We start from the raw sequence: 13,924 nt of genomic DNA, 5'->3' as shown, positions 1-13,924 counted from the left end.
TCCGACTCACACGTTGAGAAGCACGATGTGGCGGCCGCGCCGGATCCAGCGCCCCGACCCCTGGCGGCCGTCTCCGGCTCCCGTGATTCGCCCTTCGACCCAGCCATTGAAGCGGCGACCTACCAGCCCCGGAGCGTACTTGTGCGCGGCCGCTGCAATGGCCTTGCGCGCAAGCGCATTGGGATTTCCAGGCGGAAGGGCAGCCGCGCGCTTGCTCGCATCGGCGGTGAGGCGTACGAACTGCTTGGCAATTTCGTAGTGCTGATCTTCCTCGCTCAGCCCCTCGAGCTCGAGTCCGAGATACTGGCCGAGCCCCTTGGCCGCGACGCCGCCAAGTGCCCCGCCGATTCCCGGCGCGATCATGTTGCCGAGTGCCATTCCCGCCTTGGGAAGCAGGTTTCGCGCAATCGGCCTCAATTGGCTCACCAGGTTCTTGAACGTGGAGGAGCTGACCACCTTCTTGCCGAGGTCGCGCACCTTGCGGAACGCGCGCTTGGCTAGGCTGCCAATGAAGTGATCGAGCTCCTGCTCGTTGGAGACCGAGAGCAGCTCGGCGGCGAGATGCTCCACTTCGTCCTCGCTGAAGACGCCCTCGCCCTCGTTTTCGTGATCCTCACTCTGGAATTCGTATTCCTCGTTGTCGGATTCCGAATCGGTTTCATTCGAGTACTCCGAGTCGTGGTTCGAATATTCGGAATCGTTCTCCATGAACGTGCGATCGATGTCGTGCATAATCGGCTCCTTGTGCGATTGAAGGTGACGTCGATATCGATTGCACCGCGTATGCCTATTACCGAAATTGGAATTTGCGCTGCGAATCCACTCTGCTTCGCCGTGCAATTGGGCTCTGTCGCCGTCGCACGTTGCGACATGCAACCAAGGCGCGAATGGTACTTGGAGTGGCATCGACATCCGCGGCAACCCGCGGTTGCGCGCGGGGCGCGACATGGAGATTTGCGTGCCTTCGATGCCGATTGGATTATCTTCCCCTTCGATGATCACGGAGCGGGGGGAGACGGCGACGCTGTCCTACGACGCCAGCGAGAATATTATTTACTTCACGTTCGGCGGCAGGAACGGCGTCCGCCTCGACACGCCCGAGCAGATCGTCGGTCACTTCGATCGGTGTGTCGCGTTTTGGAAGCGTCATTGCGCGGGGCGCAAGGTCTACTGCGTGGTCGACTACGACGGCATCGACGTCAACGTGAAACACACGAAGGTGTACGCCGTGCAACTTCAACGCATCATCGACATCTCGATCACCATCGTGCGGTACGGCGGGAGCTCCTTGCAGCGCACGGCCGTGCGACTGGCGAACCTGAAGCTGCACACCGTTTCGCAGCTCTATGCGTCGAAGGAGGAGGCCCTGCACGTGGTGCGCTCGCTGAAGGCAGGCGAGATGGCGCTGGCCAGCACCCCTTAGCGACCTCAGGTGAACAGTTAGAGAAAGTGAAATTCATTTTCACTGTGCGCCGAACGGACCAAGTCGCACGCATCGATGTAAGATCGATGAGGAATGATCCCCTGGCTCTCCAGCTCCACCATCTCGCGTCTTCGTGACCAGCTCCGTTTGCGCGGGCAGCGGCCCTCCGTCGTCTTGCCGGAGAACGTGACCCCGGATTTGGCCGAGACCCTGCGCCTTTTGGACGAGTACGGCCCGCTTTGCGACGCCATGTACATGATGATGTCGGCCGATGGGCAGGTCACCAACAACGAGCGCGAGGTCCTCACCGGCGCACTGCGCAATCTATCGGGCGATACCCTGCGGACCGTGCACATCGAGGCGATGCTCGAAGCCGCCGCCAAAAAAACGGCGGAAGATGGCCGCGAAAAGCGAATGCACGATATCATCGAGACCCTGCAGGAGGATACGACACGCGGGGAAGTTGCCTTCGTGCTCGCAGCCGCCATAGCCTTTGCCGACAACGCAATCGCCGATCAGGAAAACGAAGTCTTGAACCAATTTGCCGAGGGCCTTGGCATCGACGAAGAGCGAGCGAACGAGCTATTGGACAGTGTGGAAGAAGACTTACGCGCCATGGGCGGTTGAGGATTGGAGTTGAACGCAGACGAGCGACCCCCGGAGACGGTGGGCAATTTCAGAGTGATTCGCCGGCTAGCCAGCGGCGGAACGAGCGACGTGCTCCTCGCGCGGCCGATCAAGCCGGCGGGCGACCACCGTCCGGTCGTGCTCAAAATGTTGCTGCCGTCGTACCGCGACGACCCGCAGTTCGAGCGGCTGCTCGCGCGCGATGCGGAGGCCTATGGGCGGCTGCATCACCCGTTCATCGTGCAGCTGTTCGAGGTGTTCGCCGTTCGAGACAAGCTGGTCATCGTTCTCGAATACGTCGATGGCTTGGCGCTGAATCGGCTGCGGTCGCAACTTCAAGGCGCCGGCGGATGGCTCGATGACCGTGCGAGTGCGTATTTGGCGTGGTGCGTCTTTTCGGCGCTCTCCGCCGCGCACACATCGCGCGATCCGGAAACGGGAATTCTCGCTCCGGTCATTCATCGCGACATCAATCCGTCGAACGTGCTCATTCCTTGGGATGGCCGGGTCAAGCTGGGTGACTTCAGCATTGGCAAGGTGACGAACGTCTCGGGTGACGCCGGCAAGACCAGCGCGGGCATCACCAAGGGAACCTTCGGCTACATGGCGCCCGAGCAGGTGCGCGGCGAGAAGGTCACCGAGAAGACGGATATTTACACGGCAACATTGCTCCTTTGGGAGCAGTTCGCCCGGCGCAAAGCCATTCAATATGCGGCGCTGCCGGAGATTGAAGTCATGCGGGCGATGGCCTATCCGCACTTGGTCTCGCTCGACGTGCTTCGGCCGGATTTGCCGGAGGCCATCCGCCGGGCGGTCGCGGTGGGCCTCGAAGCCGACCCGGCGAAACGCGAGCTCTCGGCCGAGAGCATGATGGAGATCCTCCGGGATTTCGTGGCTCCGGACGAAGGCCGGCGCCTCTTGCAGGACACGCTTTATCGACTTCGCGAACGCGAGGACGAGCCAGCAGGGCGTGACAGCTCGTGGGCCAAGATGACGCCCATCACGATGGATGCCGTCCCCGACGCATCGTACAATGGAGGAGCATCTGCGAGGGGGGAGGAGAGCTTGCCTGCATTCTCTATCGAGACGAGTGATCCAGGTGCACCCGCGCTAGCGGCGCCGGTGGTCACCGCAGTGGATCGCATCAGCACGGACGACGAAGACCGGGAGACGTTGCCAACGTCCTCGGTTGCGGTGGGGGCGGGGATTCCTCGCTCGGCCATCGACGAGTTCGTGGAAGACTCGGGCTACCACGCCGCGCCGGCCGACATGGAGGTGACCGATGCCACCGCCGCGACCTACGGCGATGGGCCGGACGCGGAGCCGCCGACCTTGGCCCGCGAGTACGAGTCGCGCCCGCCGTCGGCGGTGTCCTTCAGCGAACTTCTGCTCCCACGTTCGGCCGAGCCCATGCCCGGTCGCGTGGACGCAGAGCTGACGAACACGCCGTCGTCGATTCCGCCGGGGCACCAGGAGACCCTCATGGGCGGGCTTCACGGGGTTGCCCCGCACGAGCCGTTCACGACGGAGGTGGACGAGCGCGAGGTGGCACCGCCGCCGGCGCCGCCCTCGGCACCGGCACCGGTGGAGGAGACCTTGGTCTCGCCAGCGCCCACGGGCTTCGCGCCGCCGAAGTCGGTGAACGTGTCCGTTTCCGATGCGCCGCCGCCGGTACGCCCGGAGGGGGGCACGTCGTCACCGGATCTCTCGAGGACGATTCCCACGGACTCGCCCCCGGTGGTGACGACGGGCGGTCCGAGCCATGCGCTTGCGGCCACGGTTCCGGCGATCCCGTCGACGATTCTCGCCCAGCAGAACCCACCGGTGATCGCGCCGGCGGAGTCGGGGCGGATGTTCGAAGGCGGCAAGGGAGCCAAGTCACGCGTGCTCTGGTGGCTCGTGGGCGGGGTTGCGCTCTTTGGCGTGGGCCTCGGGGCGGCGTCGCTCTTCGTGAAGCATGGTGAGCCGCCGGGAGCGCAGACGTCCGTGTCCGAACCGGCCAAGGTGCAAGAGCCGCCGGTCGCCGCGACACCGCCGCCCACGCCCGCGCCCGAGCCGAAGGCCGCGGAGCCCAAGGTCGAGCCGAAGCCTGCCGAGCCCAAGCCCGAGCCGAAGGCCGAAGCGAAACCCGAGCCGAAACCGGAAGCGAAGCCTGTGGAAGCACCCGCCGCCGGCGGAAATACGGGAACCCTCGTCGTCGAGCGCGGTGGCGGCCACCGAATTTACTTCGATGGCAAGGTCGTAGCCCAAGGGGCGGGCAGTCACGTCGTTCCGTGCGGCCGGCACACCGTGAAGGTGGGCAGCGACGGAAAGGCGCAGGAGTTGACCGTTCCGTGTGGGGGCTCGGTCACTGCGCAGTGACCGAGTTGCTCACGCTGCCCCGGTAAAACTCCCAGAAGGCGCCGGCCCAAGTCTCCCCACCCTTGTCGGTGGGGTGGATGCCGTCGACTCGGCGCTGCATCTTCATCATGCTCGAATCGAAGAACCGGCAGGGCGCGCTGTTCTGCCGGATGACCTCGACGATGCCCGTGTCCTTCTTCCACGTGGGCGGGCCGATCCAGATGCACTCGCGTCCCTCGGTCCTCTTGGCGATGTTCGCCACGTGATGGGCGAAGCCTTGGGGCGAGGGGATGAAGACATCGTTCGTCCCGAGGGTGATGAGGATCAAGTCGGGGTTGTGCTTCGCGATGAGCTTCTTGAACTTGTCCGAGTTGTCGAACGTCACGACGGACGCGCTGGTCCAGACGTCGGAGATGTACTGGGCGCCCTCGGCTTTGAACCGCTCGGAAAGCGCGCGCGAAAGTCCGCCGTAGTACCCCACCGTCGAATCGCCGACGTGAAGAACGACGGAGGGCACGCGCACCGGCGGGCCCGCATCCCGCGCATCTGCGGCGGCGATTCCGGCGTCCGCTTCCAACGGCGCGGGAGCCACCGCCGCCGGTGCCGCACTTGCGCTCTCGGTCACCGATGGAGCGGGCTGAGGAGGCGGTGCGTCCCCCGAATGGGAGCACCCCCCGTGCAGCACCACCGCCCCGACCAGCGGCGCAATGGCCACCAGCGGCGCCCACAACAGCAGCGACTGCGCCGCGGCGCCGCGCGTACTCAGCCTACGCAGGCTAGGGCGCGACGTCCGCGCAGCAGCGGAAGCCGGTGGAGTAATCGTGGTACCAAATTTCGTGGGCCTTGGTCTTGTACGTGCAACCATCGCCGTTTTGCTGCGTGTCGAGGTAGTAGCCGCCTTGGAAGGTCCCGGCAGGATCCGCGACCCATTCGTGGAGGTTGCCTACCATATCGTAGACCCCGTAGTCGTTGGTGCAGGCCTCGTGGTCACCAGTTTTTGCCAGAGTGCCCTCAACCTGGTTGAGCATCGGGTTGTTCATCCGATCCATCGACCAGAAGGTGCGGTCGTTCGGGGCACCGTATCCATAGAGGACGCCCATCGCGCTTCGGCCGTGATCGTTGCAGCGGCGTGACTCGCGCTGGTTGCCATAGCCGTACGTCGTCTTTTGCGGCCCCATGCAGGCCGTTTGCCATTCGGCGGGCTTGCACAAGCGCTTTCCCGCGCGGGCACACGCCGCGCCGGCGTCGGTCCCGCTGATGTACGCCTGCGGGATCACGTGCGCTGCGCTTACCGCGCGCACCGTCTCGCCGTTGAGAGCGGTATACGGCGAATAGGGGCGCTCCTCCCCATTGGGCAGCATTTCGACCAGAGACTCTTCATATCGGTCGATGCAGAACCTATCGTCGATGCTGGCCATGTCCGGCGGACACAGACCTCCAGCGACGGGGCGGTCCTCCTCGGGGAGCAACTGCTCGAGCACCGTGGGCGATCCGGTCGAGTTCTGCGCGAATGCGGATCCCACGCGCCCGAGCAACGAACGGGCAAGTCGCGGACTACCGGCCGCCGCTTTCTGGGCCTTGGCCGTGTTTCCGTGCGAAACGTTCGCCTGCGCCGGTTCGATCCGCGCAGCAGCCGGAACACCGCGTCCACCTTCCAGATTTGCGACGCCTTTCGCGCAACCACCCGCCATCCCCACCAAACCTCCAACGATGACAGCGGCTAGAGCAACGGACCGCTTCGACAACTTGGGGTAACTTTGCAACCTGCACCTCGCTTCTGAGCAGTTCCGGCCGGGGGAGGCCGGGACGCGCCAAAACGGGCCGCGACCGAACCGTCTTAGAACGGCGGCGCTTTTTGGTGGAACCCCTAATCGACCCGGGTGCGAAAAATAGGTGACACCACCGCTTGAGGTGTGGCACCAAAGCGACACCTGATTGTCGCACGGTGAAAGTGCAGGATTTCTCGATAGCTATCGCTAACTATCTAAGACGATATCGAACGTTAGGGTTTTGAATTTTTCATCGACGACGGACGAAATCCGACCGTACGTTTCGCAACCGCCAGCACCTGATCGAACATCGCAGGCGTGAGGCGCCCGGTCTGCGTGTTCTGTTGGCTCACGTGAAAGCTGCCGAGTAAGAGCGGCGCACCCTCGATGGCGGCGCGTGCGCCGTGACCGAACTTCGGACGCGGGCGTGGGACCGAAAGGTCGCGTCGTTCGAAGTGACGCAGCACCGCATCCCAGGCAATGCCGCCCAACGCGATGAGCACCCGCGCGTTCGGAAGGAGCGCGAGCTCGCGGTCCAGAAAGGGTTGGCACGCCGTGATTTCCTCGGGCAACGGCTGGTTGTCCGGCGGAGCGCAACGCACCGGCGCCACGATGAAGACGTCGTTCAGCGCGAGGCCGTCGTCTCGGGAGGTGCTCGTGGGCTGGTTGGCCAAGCCGGCCCGGTGAAGCGCGGCGAAGAGAAAATCACCGGAGCGATCGCCGGTGAACATTCGGCCGGTCCGGTTGGCGCCGTGCGCCGCGGGGGCGAGGCCCACGAAGACGATGCGGGCTGCGGGATCGCCGAAGCCGGGGACGGGTTTTCCCCAATAGGTCCAGCTCGCGAACATTCGGCGCTTCTCGCGCGCGACTTTCTCGCGCCAGTCGACCAGCCTCGGGCAAGCTCGACAGGTGACGATCTCTTCGTGAAGGTGCGGCAGGTCGGGGTAAAAGGGCGTGGACATGGCGGAGCGCTCGACGCGGATCTCTCGCGTGTATTTTACCCCGGGAATGTTCGGTTTCGGGCGCCTTGGCCCGTACGACTACTTTGCGCACCTGGAGAAGGCGATCGAGAAGCACTTCGCGGCGGCCGGTCGCGAGGTGTCGACCTTCGTGCTCGATGTTCCGCCAACGGCGTCCGTTCGGCGGCGTGCGGCGCGTCTGGCCGAGCTCGTCGCCAGCACCTGCGAAGGGGACGACATCCTCGGGCCGATTCACCTGGTGGGGCACTCGACGGGCGGCCTCGATGCGCGCCTCGTGGCCTCCCCGAGCGCCCAGATCCCCGTGGATCCGTCGTGCCTGCGGTGGCTTCCGCGCCTCGCCAGCGTCACCACCATGAACACGCCGCACTATGGAACGCCGCTCGCGAGCTTCTTCGCCACGGTCAGCGGCCAGCGGATGCTCTACGCGGTGAGCGCGCTCACGGTCATCGCCCTGTCCTTGGGCGCACCGCCGCTGGCGGCGGCGAGCGCGTTGGTGCTCGCGGTGGGACGCCTCGATCGCGCGTTGGGGGTCGAGCTCGGCATGCTGGATCGCGCCACGGACGCGTTGATGCGCGTGCTCGATGACGCCCGACGGCGCGAGGTTCGCCTTTACCTGGAGGCGATTCGGCAGGACCAAGGGTCGATCATCCAGGTGACGCCGGAGGCCATGGACCTTTTTCAAGCCGGCGTCGAAAACCGGCCCGGGGTGCGTTACCAGTCCTCGGCCTCGATGGCGCCGCCGCCATCGACCACGCAGTGGATGCGCACCCTCGGGGGGCCGTGGAGCGTCATCAGCGCCCCGCTTTTCGCCAGCCTGTACAGCATCACGGCGCGCTCCGACGATCGCTATCCGTGCTGCCTGCCCGATGCCGGACCGGAAATGGAGGCGATGCTCACGCGGGCCTTCGGCCGCTCGCCGGGGGCGCGCGTCAACGATGGGGTGGTGCCCCTGCGGTCGCAACTCTGGGGAAATTTGGTGTGGTGCGGCTACGCCGATCACCTCGACGTGCTCGGGCACTTCCGCGATGCGTACACCCGCGAGGGCCACATCGATTGGCTGGCCAGCGGTGCCGAGTTCGAGCGATCCAGTTTCGAGGCGCTCGCGCGGGCCATCGCCACCGGCATGCTCGAGGGGGAGGACACCGCGGGTTAGCGGTGCGCGTACAGTTTCCAGTCGCCCTCTTCCTTCATGAGGCGAAATCGATCGCGGAAGATGTCGCGCACCTCGGGGAGGAATGCGCCGAACTCACCGTGGGCGCTCATCACGCAGCGGACTTCCGGGCGCTTGGCGTCGGAGACGGCCGTTTCGAGGGGTAGCTTTCCCGCCCGCACGGCGGCGTTCATCGTGAAGACGGTGGCGAGGATGCGGTCGTTCGTCTCGAGCTCGAAGCCCGGCTCGTCGGCGACGATGACGTCGTTCGGTTCGGCGCGGCAGTTTTCTCGGGCGAACTGCGCCAGGCGGGCGCGCGCTGGCTCCTTCTCGAACGACTCCAAGGTGCCCTCCCAGGCGGCGCCCGCGTTGTAGATGGCTTGCGCGGCAAAGGCGATGGCGGCGAGGCGCGCGGTGGTGCCGCTCCACTCGCGAATGTCGGGAAGGGGAGCATGCGCGAGGATCACGACGCAGACGGCGCAGGTCTCGAGCCAATAGTTGGACGCCGAGCCCGGACGTGAAAAGGCGAGGCACGCCCAGGCGAAGGCGCCGGCGAGCGCCCCGAGGCCCAGGGCAATCCCGCGGTGGTAGCGGTGTCGCCATGCGAGCCATGCGGCGGTGGCCAGGAGTCCCCCGAGCAAGGGCAGTCGGGACACGGCGCCGGAGGCGGCCAAGGCGAGGCTGCGCGGCTGGCCGAAGGAGCACACGAAGTGCTCGTGCCATACGCCGTTGCTGGCGATTTCCAGCACATCGATCCACGCGGCACCGAGCAAGATGGCCATCGCGATGTTCCGCAGTGCGTAGCGCGGCGCGGTGATCACGGACGCGACGAAGACGCCGATCATGGCGCCCATGACGTTGGGTTTGAGCACGGCCGCCGTGCAAAAGAGCGCGACGGACCAGCCATCGAGCCGTTGCCGCCGCACGCATCGATCCAGCGCCAGCGCGGCCAGGGCCACGGCGATGGCATCCGGCCGCGCCGTCGTGGCGAAGTTGGCCAAGACGAAGACACCCGCCACGTACAGCGCCCCAGCCATGGCGGCGGGGCGGCAACGCGGGGTTGCGGGCTGCGAGATCCAGGCGAGGACGCCGAACCATGCTGCGCAACCGACGAAGCGCGCGATGGGCTGCGCGATTTCGGGCGGCACGAAGGACACGACCCAGGACCAAATGGGCGGGTACAGCACGTAAAAGCGGGACGCGTAGCTGCCGTATTCGAAGGTGCCGGCGCGTGGATCGGTGAAGAGCGGCAGGTGCGCGTGCATGCGCGCGGCCTCGAAGAGGACCTCGGCCTCGCCCGGCATCACCGGCCGCGTGTGCAACAGGCCCAACGCGAACACCGTGGTCGCGAGGACGCCGGCCACGAGGGCGACGAATCCGAGCCTCACGGTCCACGTGACCACGCCCGTGCGAGCGCGCGGGGCGAGCGCGAGCGGCCAGTTTTCCTCGATCGCCATCTTCTGCGATCAAGACGCGGCCCCCGAGTGGTTGGCGCATCGATTTCTTACGGTGGGCTCGAGATCACAAAAGCTCGGCGTAGATGCGACCGTAGGCGCGACACATCGCGTCGATCGAGCAGCGGTCGACGACGAACTTTCGCGCGGCCTCGCCGAACGCGACCATCTTGTCGCGGTGTTTGACGGCATCGTGCATGCGCAGCACGAGTGCGGGCACGCTCATGTCGAGGGCCAAAAGCCCGGTGACGCCGTCTTGGACGATCTCGGGCACGCCCCCGACGGGGGAGGCGACGACGGGGCGCCCGATCGCCATGGCCTCCAAGTTGGCAATGCCCAGGCCTTCCTCCCGCGACGAGCAAAGCGCGGCGTGCGAACGCTGCAGAACGTCGCGGGGATCGGAGAGCATGCCGTGGAATCGAACGCGCGCCTCGACGCCGCACTCCTTGACCATGGCTTCGAGGCGCGGCCGCTCCGCACCATCGCCGACGATCTCGAGCCGCGCCTCGGGCACGTGCCGCAACGCATCGATGGCGCGATCGACGCCTTTGCGTCGCTCCAGGCGACCCACGAGCGCAAAGGTGAACGGTCCGCGCGCGGGCGGTGGAGCGTAGGCGAATCGCTCCGTGTCGACGCCGTTGCGTACGACGCGTGCGCGCGGGAAAATCGTGGGATCTTTGCTCAACGCCGCGCGCCGCACGTGTTCGCTGACGAACACCGCCGACTGCGCACGGCGAAGCGACCAGCGCGAAAAAGGCCAGCAGCTCGGGTCGTCGTAGACGCGCGTGGAGTGCTCGGTGCGCAGCACGGGAAGCCCGAGGCGCATGGCGGCGCGCGTGCCGGCGACCTGCGAGCCGAAGGTGTGAAGCTGCACGATCTGCGCGGTCTCGGCGTTGGCGACGTCCACGAGCCAGGCCACGTCGCGCGGGCCGATGGAGCTCCACAAGAAGGAGAGGGGCCCTTCGTGCACCTTGCGCGTCTCGGAGCGGTCGCGCACGCGAAGCTCGGCGCGGGCAAAAAGCTCGCGCAGGGCAGGGTTGGGCGTCATGAGCGCGACGGTGTGCAGGGCATCGCTCGCCTCGGGGCGCGATGCGAGATCGCAGAGCATGCGCTCGGCACCGCCGACCTCCCCCGCGACGACGACGTGCAGAACGCGGATCATGCTGGGATGGACGGGATAGAGCCGCGCAAGGTGGCAATCTTCGCTTCGAAGCGGAACCAAAAGACGACCGCGATGGCTGCCTGCACGCACGACGTCGATAGGGCCAGCCCCTCGAGGCCCATCACCTTGAGGAAGAACAGGTTGAACGAGGCATTGAGCATCGCGTTGAGCGCCCCCATGCCCAGCATGATGCCACTATTTTTCACCGCCACGTGAGCACGCGCGAGCACGAGCAAGAGGCCGAACGGTGCAAGCCCCACGAGATGATAGGGCAAAATGCGGATCATCCGATCGACGCCCGCCGCATCCATCTCGCCCCGCAGGAAGACGAACTTCAAGAGCGGCTCGCGCACGGCGTAGAGCAGCAACGAGATGCCCAGGAGCAGCCCGCCCACGATGAGCAGCGCGCGCGCCACGGTGGCGCGCAGTTTCGTGATGTCGCCGGCGGCAAAGTACTCGGAGAGGTGCGAGAGAAGCACCGGAAGGAGCGCCGCCTGCAGCAGCGACGTGGGCAGCGACGCCACGTCGCCCGAAAAACGCAGCAGCGTGCCGCCCCCGGCCACGGCCGCGAGCCCCGCCATGAATTGGTCGACCACCGGATTGATGCGTGTGACCGCGCTGCCGCCCACCTCGGCGGCCACGAGCCGTGCGAACCGAAGCACCGGCTCGGGGCGCTCCAAGGTGAGCTGGATGCGCATGCCGGCGAACTTCACCGCGATGATGCTGAGCACCAAGATCGCGAGGCAGTCACCGACCAAGGTACCGATTGGAATGGAGAGCACGCCCAGCGAGTGGCGAAACGCGGCCATGATGCTGATGGTGGCGACGATGCTGATCGAGCTCGCGACCGGCTGTGCGAAGTAGCGATGGTCGGCGTTGAGGATGGCCCAGAAGAAGGTCTTGACCGACATCGCCACGAGCAAGACGCCGAAAAAGGGCACCATGCGCGCACCGAGAAGCCAATCGTCACCCTCGTAATGCAGGGAGAACCAGCCGAATCCGAGAAGCGCCACCACCACGGCCAGCACGCTGCCGAAGAGCAACGTGTGCGCGAGGATCGAGCCCGTGATGCGAGGGATGGAGGCGCGATCGGTCAGCTTGATCTCGGCCAGGATGGGCACCAACGCCGAGTCCTGGAAAATGCCGAAGATGAGCGAGGCGGCCAAGGTGAAGGCCGCAAAGGTGAGGTTGTAAATGTCGGTCGCGTGGCTGCTGCCGAACCAAACCGCGAGCAGCCAAGGGAGAATGGCCTCGCCTGCCCGAAAGACGATCTGCATCGGCAGCAGGAGCAAGGTCGTGCGGACGATGGCGCGTCCGCTCACGCCGTCCCCGACCAGATGCCCATCACGTCCGAGAGGCCCACGACCTTAATGCCTTCTGCCCGCGCGAAGGCGAGCAGCCCTTCGAGGCGCGCGAGAATCGCTTGGGCCTCGCGCTCGTTTTTCGCATAGGGGCTGCCGTTCGCGATGATTTCCACGTTGTGGAACATGGCATTGAGCACCACCGGCTTGCCGCGCGGGGCGCTCGCGATTTCTTCCCGGGCGACGTCGGCCATGGCCTCGGCGCTGTTGCGCGTCGGACGCAGCCAGCGCGGTTCGACCATCTGCGCGAGGCGCGAGCCCAGCCAACCCAGGTGGGGAAGAACCCGGCCGACGCGGTGAGGGCGGATCGTCACGGGCACCTCGAGCATGCGGCTCGTTCCCGGGCGCCCGGGCTCGCGCGGATCGGGGTGGTACGGCTGCGTGGGCGCATCACGGAACGTGAGGCCCGGCGCGCCGTTCGCGGTCCAGTCCATGTGCGGTGTGACGCTGGACTCCACGAGGTAATCGAGCTCCTCGAGGATGGGCACGGAATGCGGCCCGATGCCGAAGCGGCCGGCGCGAAAGCTCGTGGGCTTGCGGCCGAAGGTGCGCGTGAAAAGCTCGGTCAGGTAGCGCAACTTCGCCGCCTCGACGTCGCGCGGGTAGTCGCGCTGGAAGGCCGAGGTCACCTCCGGCTCGAAGGCGTCCGGCTCGGCGTATTCGCCGTGGAGGTGCGTGCCGAGCTCGTGGTCACCTTGGAGGTGCAGCAGGGCGTCCGCGCTCGCCGGATCGCGCATCACCTCGGCCGAAAGGAGATACGTGGGCTTGGCGCCATAGCGCGAAAAAAGCGGCTGCAGCCGGCGCGCGATGCCCTCGGTGACGCCGGTGAAGGCGAGGGGACTCTGCGAGCGCCATTTTGGGCCTTTGTCGCATTCGCAGTCGATGGAAACAATGAGATAGATTGGGGCCATGCTTCGCCGGGAGGACGACCGTAGCACGCCGAGAACGCTCCGCGCGCGCCGCACGGATCCCGATGCCAAGTGCTTCGCGCCGCGCTTTTACGAGCGGGACCCACTCTTTTGGCCCATTGCCCAGGCGGCGTCGGCCTTTCGCGACGAGCCGGATTGGCCCGCCGTGGAAACGTACGTGCGGGCCTTCGGCGAGACGCCCCCGCCGATCACGTTCGAGGTGCAGATCCCCAAGAAGACGCGCCGCAAGCGCCGGGAGGCACGCGGCGACAACGACACCGTCGACGTGCAGGCGCTCTACGACGGGAAGATCACGCTCACCAAGCGGGTGCCGACGCGCCCTCGCCAGTGGCACGACTTTCTGAACGCGCTCGTTTGGGCCGCGTTTCCTGCGGCCAAAGCGGCGCTCCACGCACGCCAGTACGCGGCCATCTCCGCGCGAATTCCGACCGAGGCCACGCGCTTGCCCAACGCGCGCACGCGCGAGCTGGACGCGCTCGCCTTGATCGACGAGGGCGGCGTCATCGCCCCCCACGGCGGCCGCCCGTTCATCTTCGGCCATGCTCTGTACGAGGGGCTCGTCCTCGAAGGCCGCGCCATGATCGCGCGTGCCCTCGTTCTCCCTCCGAGCGACGCACCGCTCGACGAAGCCATCGCCGCGGCGCTCCGCGACCCATCCCTCGTGCCCGAGATGCTCCCCAGGATGCCGCTTTCGGAGCTTTCGTAGACCCACAGTGTGGGCACGTGTGA

General features: G+C 66.2%; 13 protein-coding genes. 5 read left to right on the top strand and 8 right to left on the bottom strand.

Annotation, left to right across the window (positions count from 1 at the left end):
- Positions 1 to 6: 6 nt before the first annotated feature.
- On the bottom strand, positions 7 to 732 hold the full coding sequence (locus tag LZC95_22720; GenBank protein ID WXA99616.1) for a hypothetical protein: 726 nt from the start codon (positions 730 to 732) through the stop codon (positions 7 to 9).
- Positions 733 to 994: 262 nt separating this feature from the next.
- On the opposite strand from LZC95_22720, the gene LZC95_22715 reads away from it, so the two are divergent.
- The 3 genes from LZC95_22715 (at position 995) to LZC95_22705 (ending at position 4,411) form a co-directional block, all read left to right on the top strand.
- Positions 995 to 1,423 carry a hypothetical protein gene (locus tag LZC95_22715; GenBank protein WXA99615.1) on the top strand — a complete coding sequence of 143 codons (429 nt, stop codon included), beginning with the start codon at positions 995 to 997 and terminating at the stop codon, positions 1,421 to 1,423.
- Between the two features lie 93 nt (positions 1,424 to 1,516).
- A complete protein-coding gene (locus tag LZC95_22710) occupies positions 1,517 to 2,050 on the top strand; it encodes a TerB family tellurite resistance protein (GenBank protein ID WXA99614.1) in 534 nt (177 codons plus the stop codon).
- A gap of 54 nt (positions 2,051 to 2,104) precedes the next feature.
- The gene (locus tag LZC95_22705; protein WXA99613.1) at positions 2,105 to 4,411 is read left to right on the top strand and encodes a protein kinase; all 2,307 of its coding nucleotides are present in this window, start codon (positions 2,105 to 2,107) and stop codon (positions 4,409 to 4,411) included.
- Here LZC95_22705 and LZC95_22700 read toward each other — a convergent pair.
- The 3 genes from LZC95_22700 to LZC95_22690 form a co-directional block, all read right to left on the bottom strand.
- A complete protein-coding gene (locus LZC95_22700) occupies positions 4,398 to 5,105 on the bottom strand; it encodes an SGNH/GDSL hydrolase family protein (GenBank protein WXA99612.1) in 708 nt (235 codons plus the stop codon). The two genes, LZC95_22705 and LZC95_22700, sit on opposite strands and share 14 nt — an antisense overlap.
- Positions 5,106 to 5,166: 61 nt before the next feature.
- On the bottom strand, positions 5,167 to 6,081 hold the full coding sequence (locus tag LZC95_22695; protein WXA99611.1) for a formylglycine-generating enzyme family protein: 915 nt from the start codon (positions 6,079 to 6,081) through the stop codon (positions 5,167 to 5,169).
- Between the two features lie 311 nt (positions 6,082 to 6,392).
- Entirely contained in the window at positions 6,393 to 7,121 is a 729-nt protein-coding gene (locus LZC95_22690) for a uracil-DNA glycosylase (protein ID WXA99610.1), read from the bottom strand.
- Between LZC95_22690 and LZC95_22685 the strand changes: the two genes are divergently transcribed.
- On the top strand, positions 7,120 to 8,292 hold the full coding sequence (locus LZC95_22685) for a hypothetical protein (protein WXA99609.1): 1,173 nt from the start codon (positions 7,120 to 7,122) through the stop codon (positions 8,290 to 8,292). The two genes, LZC95_22690 and LZC95_22685, sit on opposite strands and share 2 nt — an antisense overlap.
- On the opposite strand, the gene LZC95_22680 is transcribed toward LZC95_22685, so the two are convergent.
- The 4 genes from LZC95_22680 to LZC95_22665 form a co-directional block, all read right to left on the bottom strand.
- Positions 8,289 to 9,746 (bottom strand): hypothetical protein, encoded by a 1,458-nt coding sequence (locus tag LZC95_22680; GenBank protein WXA99608.1) that lies wholly within the window; start codon positions 9,744 to 9,746, stop codon positions 8,289 to 8,291. The two genes, LZC95_22685 and LZC95_22680, sit on opposite strands and share 4 nt — an antisense overlap.
- Positions 9,747 to 9,810: 64 nt before the next feature.
- Positions 9,811 to 10,905: a glycosyltransferase family 4 protein gene (locus LZC95_22675; protein ID WXA99607.1), complete on the bottom strand. Its 1,095-nt coding sequence runs from the start codon at positions 10,903 to 10,905 to the stop codon at positions 9,811 to 9,813.
- Complete coding sequence (locus LZC95_22670; protein ID WXA99606.1) at positions 10,902 to 12,227, bottom strand: hypothetical protein; 1,326 nt, start codon at positions 12,225 to 12,227, stop codon at positions 10,902 to 10,904. Before LZC95_22670 ends, LZC95_22675 begins: the two co-directional genes overlap by 4 nt.
- Positions 12,224 to 13,177, bottom strand: a complete 954-nt coding sequence (locus LZC95_22665) for a hypothetical protein (protein WXA99605.1) — start codon at positions 13,175 to 13,177, stop codon at positions 12,224 to 12,226. The genes LZC95_22670 and LZC95_22665 overlap by 4 nt, the downstream gene beginning before the upstream one ends.
- On the opposite strand from LZC95_22665, the gene LZC95_22660 reads away from it, so the two are divergent.
- Positions 13,176 to 13,901, top strand: coding sequence for a DUF3025 domain-containing protein (locus LZC95_22660; protein WXA99604.1), 726 nt, complete (start codon positions 13,176 to 13,178; stop codon positions 13,899 to 13,901). The two genes, LZC95_22665 and LZC95_22660, sit on opposite strands and share 2 nt — an antisense overlap.
- The last annotated feature ends 23 nt before the right edge of the window (positions 13,902 to 13,924 follow it).

The sequence above is a fragment of the Sorangiineae bacterium MSr12523 genome, assembly GCA_037157775.1.
Taxonomy (GTDB): Bacteria; Myxococcota_A; Polyangia; order Polyangiales; family Polyangiaceae; genus Pendulispora; species Pendulispora brunnea.
The sequence above is the reverse complement of the archived record's forward strand: the minus strand, read 5'-3'. Positions and strand labels throughout refer to the sequence as shown.

Bases quoted from the DNA above. Each gene is read 5' to 3' on its own strand.
- LZC95_22710 (WXA99614.1), top strand. From the start codon at position 1,517: ATGATCCCCTGGCTCTCCAGCTCCACCATCTCGCGTCTTCGTGACCAG.
- LZC95_22660 (WXA99604.1), top strand. From the start codon at position 13,176: ATGCTTCGCCGGGAGGACGACCGTAGCACGCCGAGAACGCTCCGCGCG.
- LZC95_22675 (WXA99607.1), bottom strand. From the start codon at position 10,905: ATGATCCGCGTTCTGCACGTCGTCGTCGCGGGGGAGGTCGGCGGTGCC.
- LZC95_22665 (WXA99605.1), bottom strand. From the start codon at position 13,177: ATGGCCCCAATCTATCTCATTGTTTCCATCGACTGCGAATGCGACAAA.
- LZC95_22680 (WXA99608.1), bottom strand. From the start codon at position 9,746: ATGGCGATCGAGGAAAACTGGCCGCTCGCGCTCGCCCCGCGCGCTCGC.
- LZC95_22690 (WXA99610.1), bottom strand. From the start codon at position 7,121: ATGTCCACGCCCTTTTACCCCGACCTGCCGCACCTTCACGAAGAGATC.
- LZC95_22685 (WXA99609.1), top strand. From the start codon at position 7,120: ATGGCGGAGCGCTCGACGCGGATCTCTCGCGTGTATTTTACCCCGGGA.
- LZC95_22715 (WXA99615.1), top strand. From the start codon at position 995: ATGATCACGGAGCGGGGGGAGACGGCGACGCTGTCCTACGACGCCAGC.
- LZC95_22720 (WXA99616.1), bottom strand. From the start codon at position 732: ATGCACGACATCGATCGCACGTTCATGGAGAACGATTCCGAATATTCG.
- LZC95_22695 (WXA99611.1), bottom strand. From the start codon at position 6,081: ATGGCGGGTGGTTGCGCGAAAGGCGTCGCAAATCTGGAAGGTGGACGC.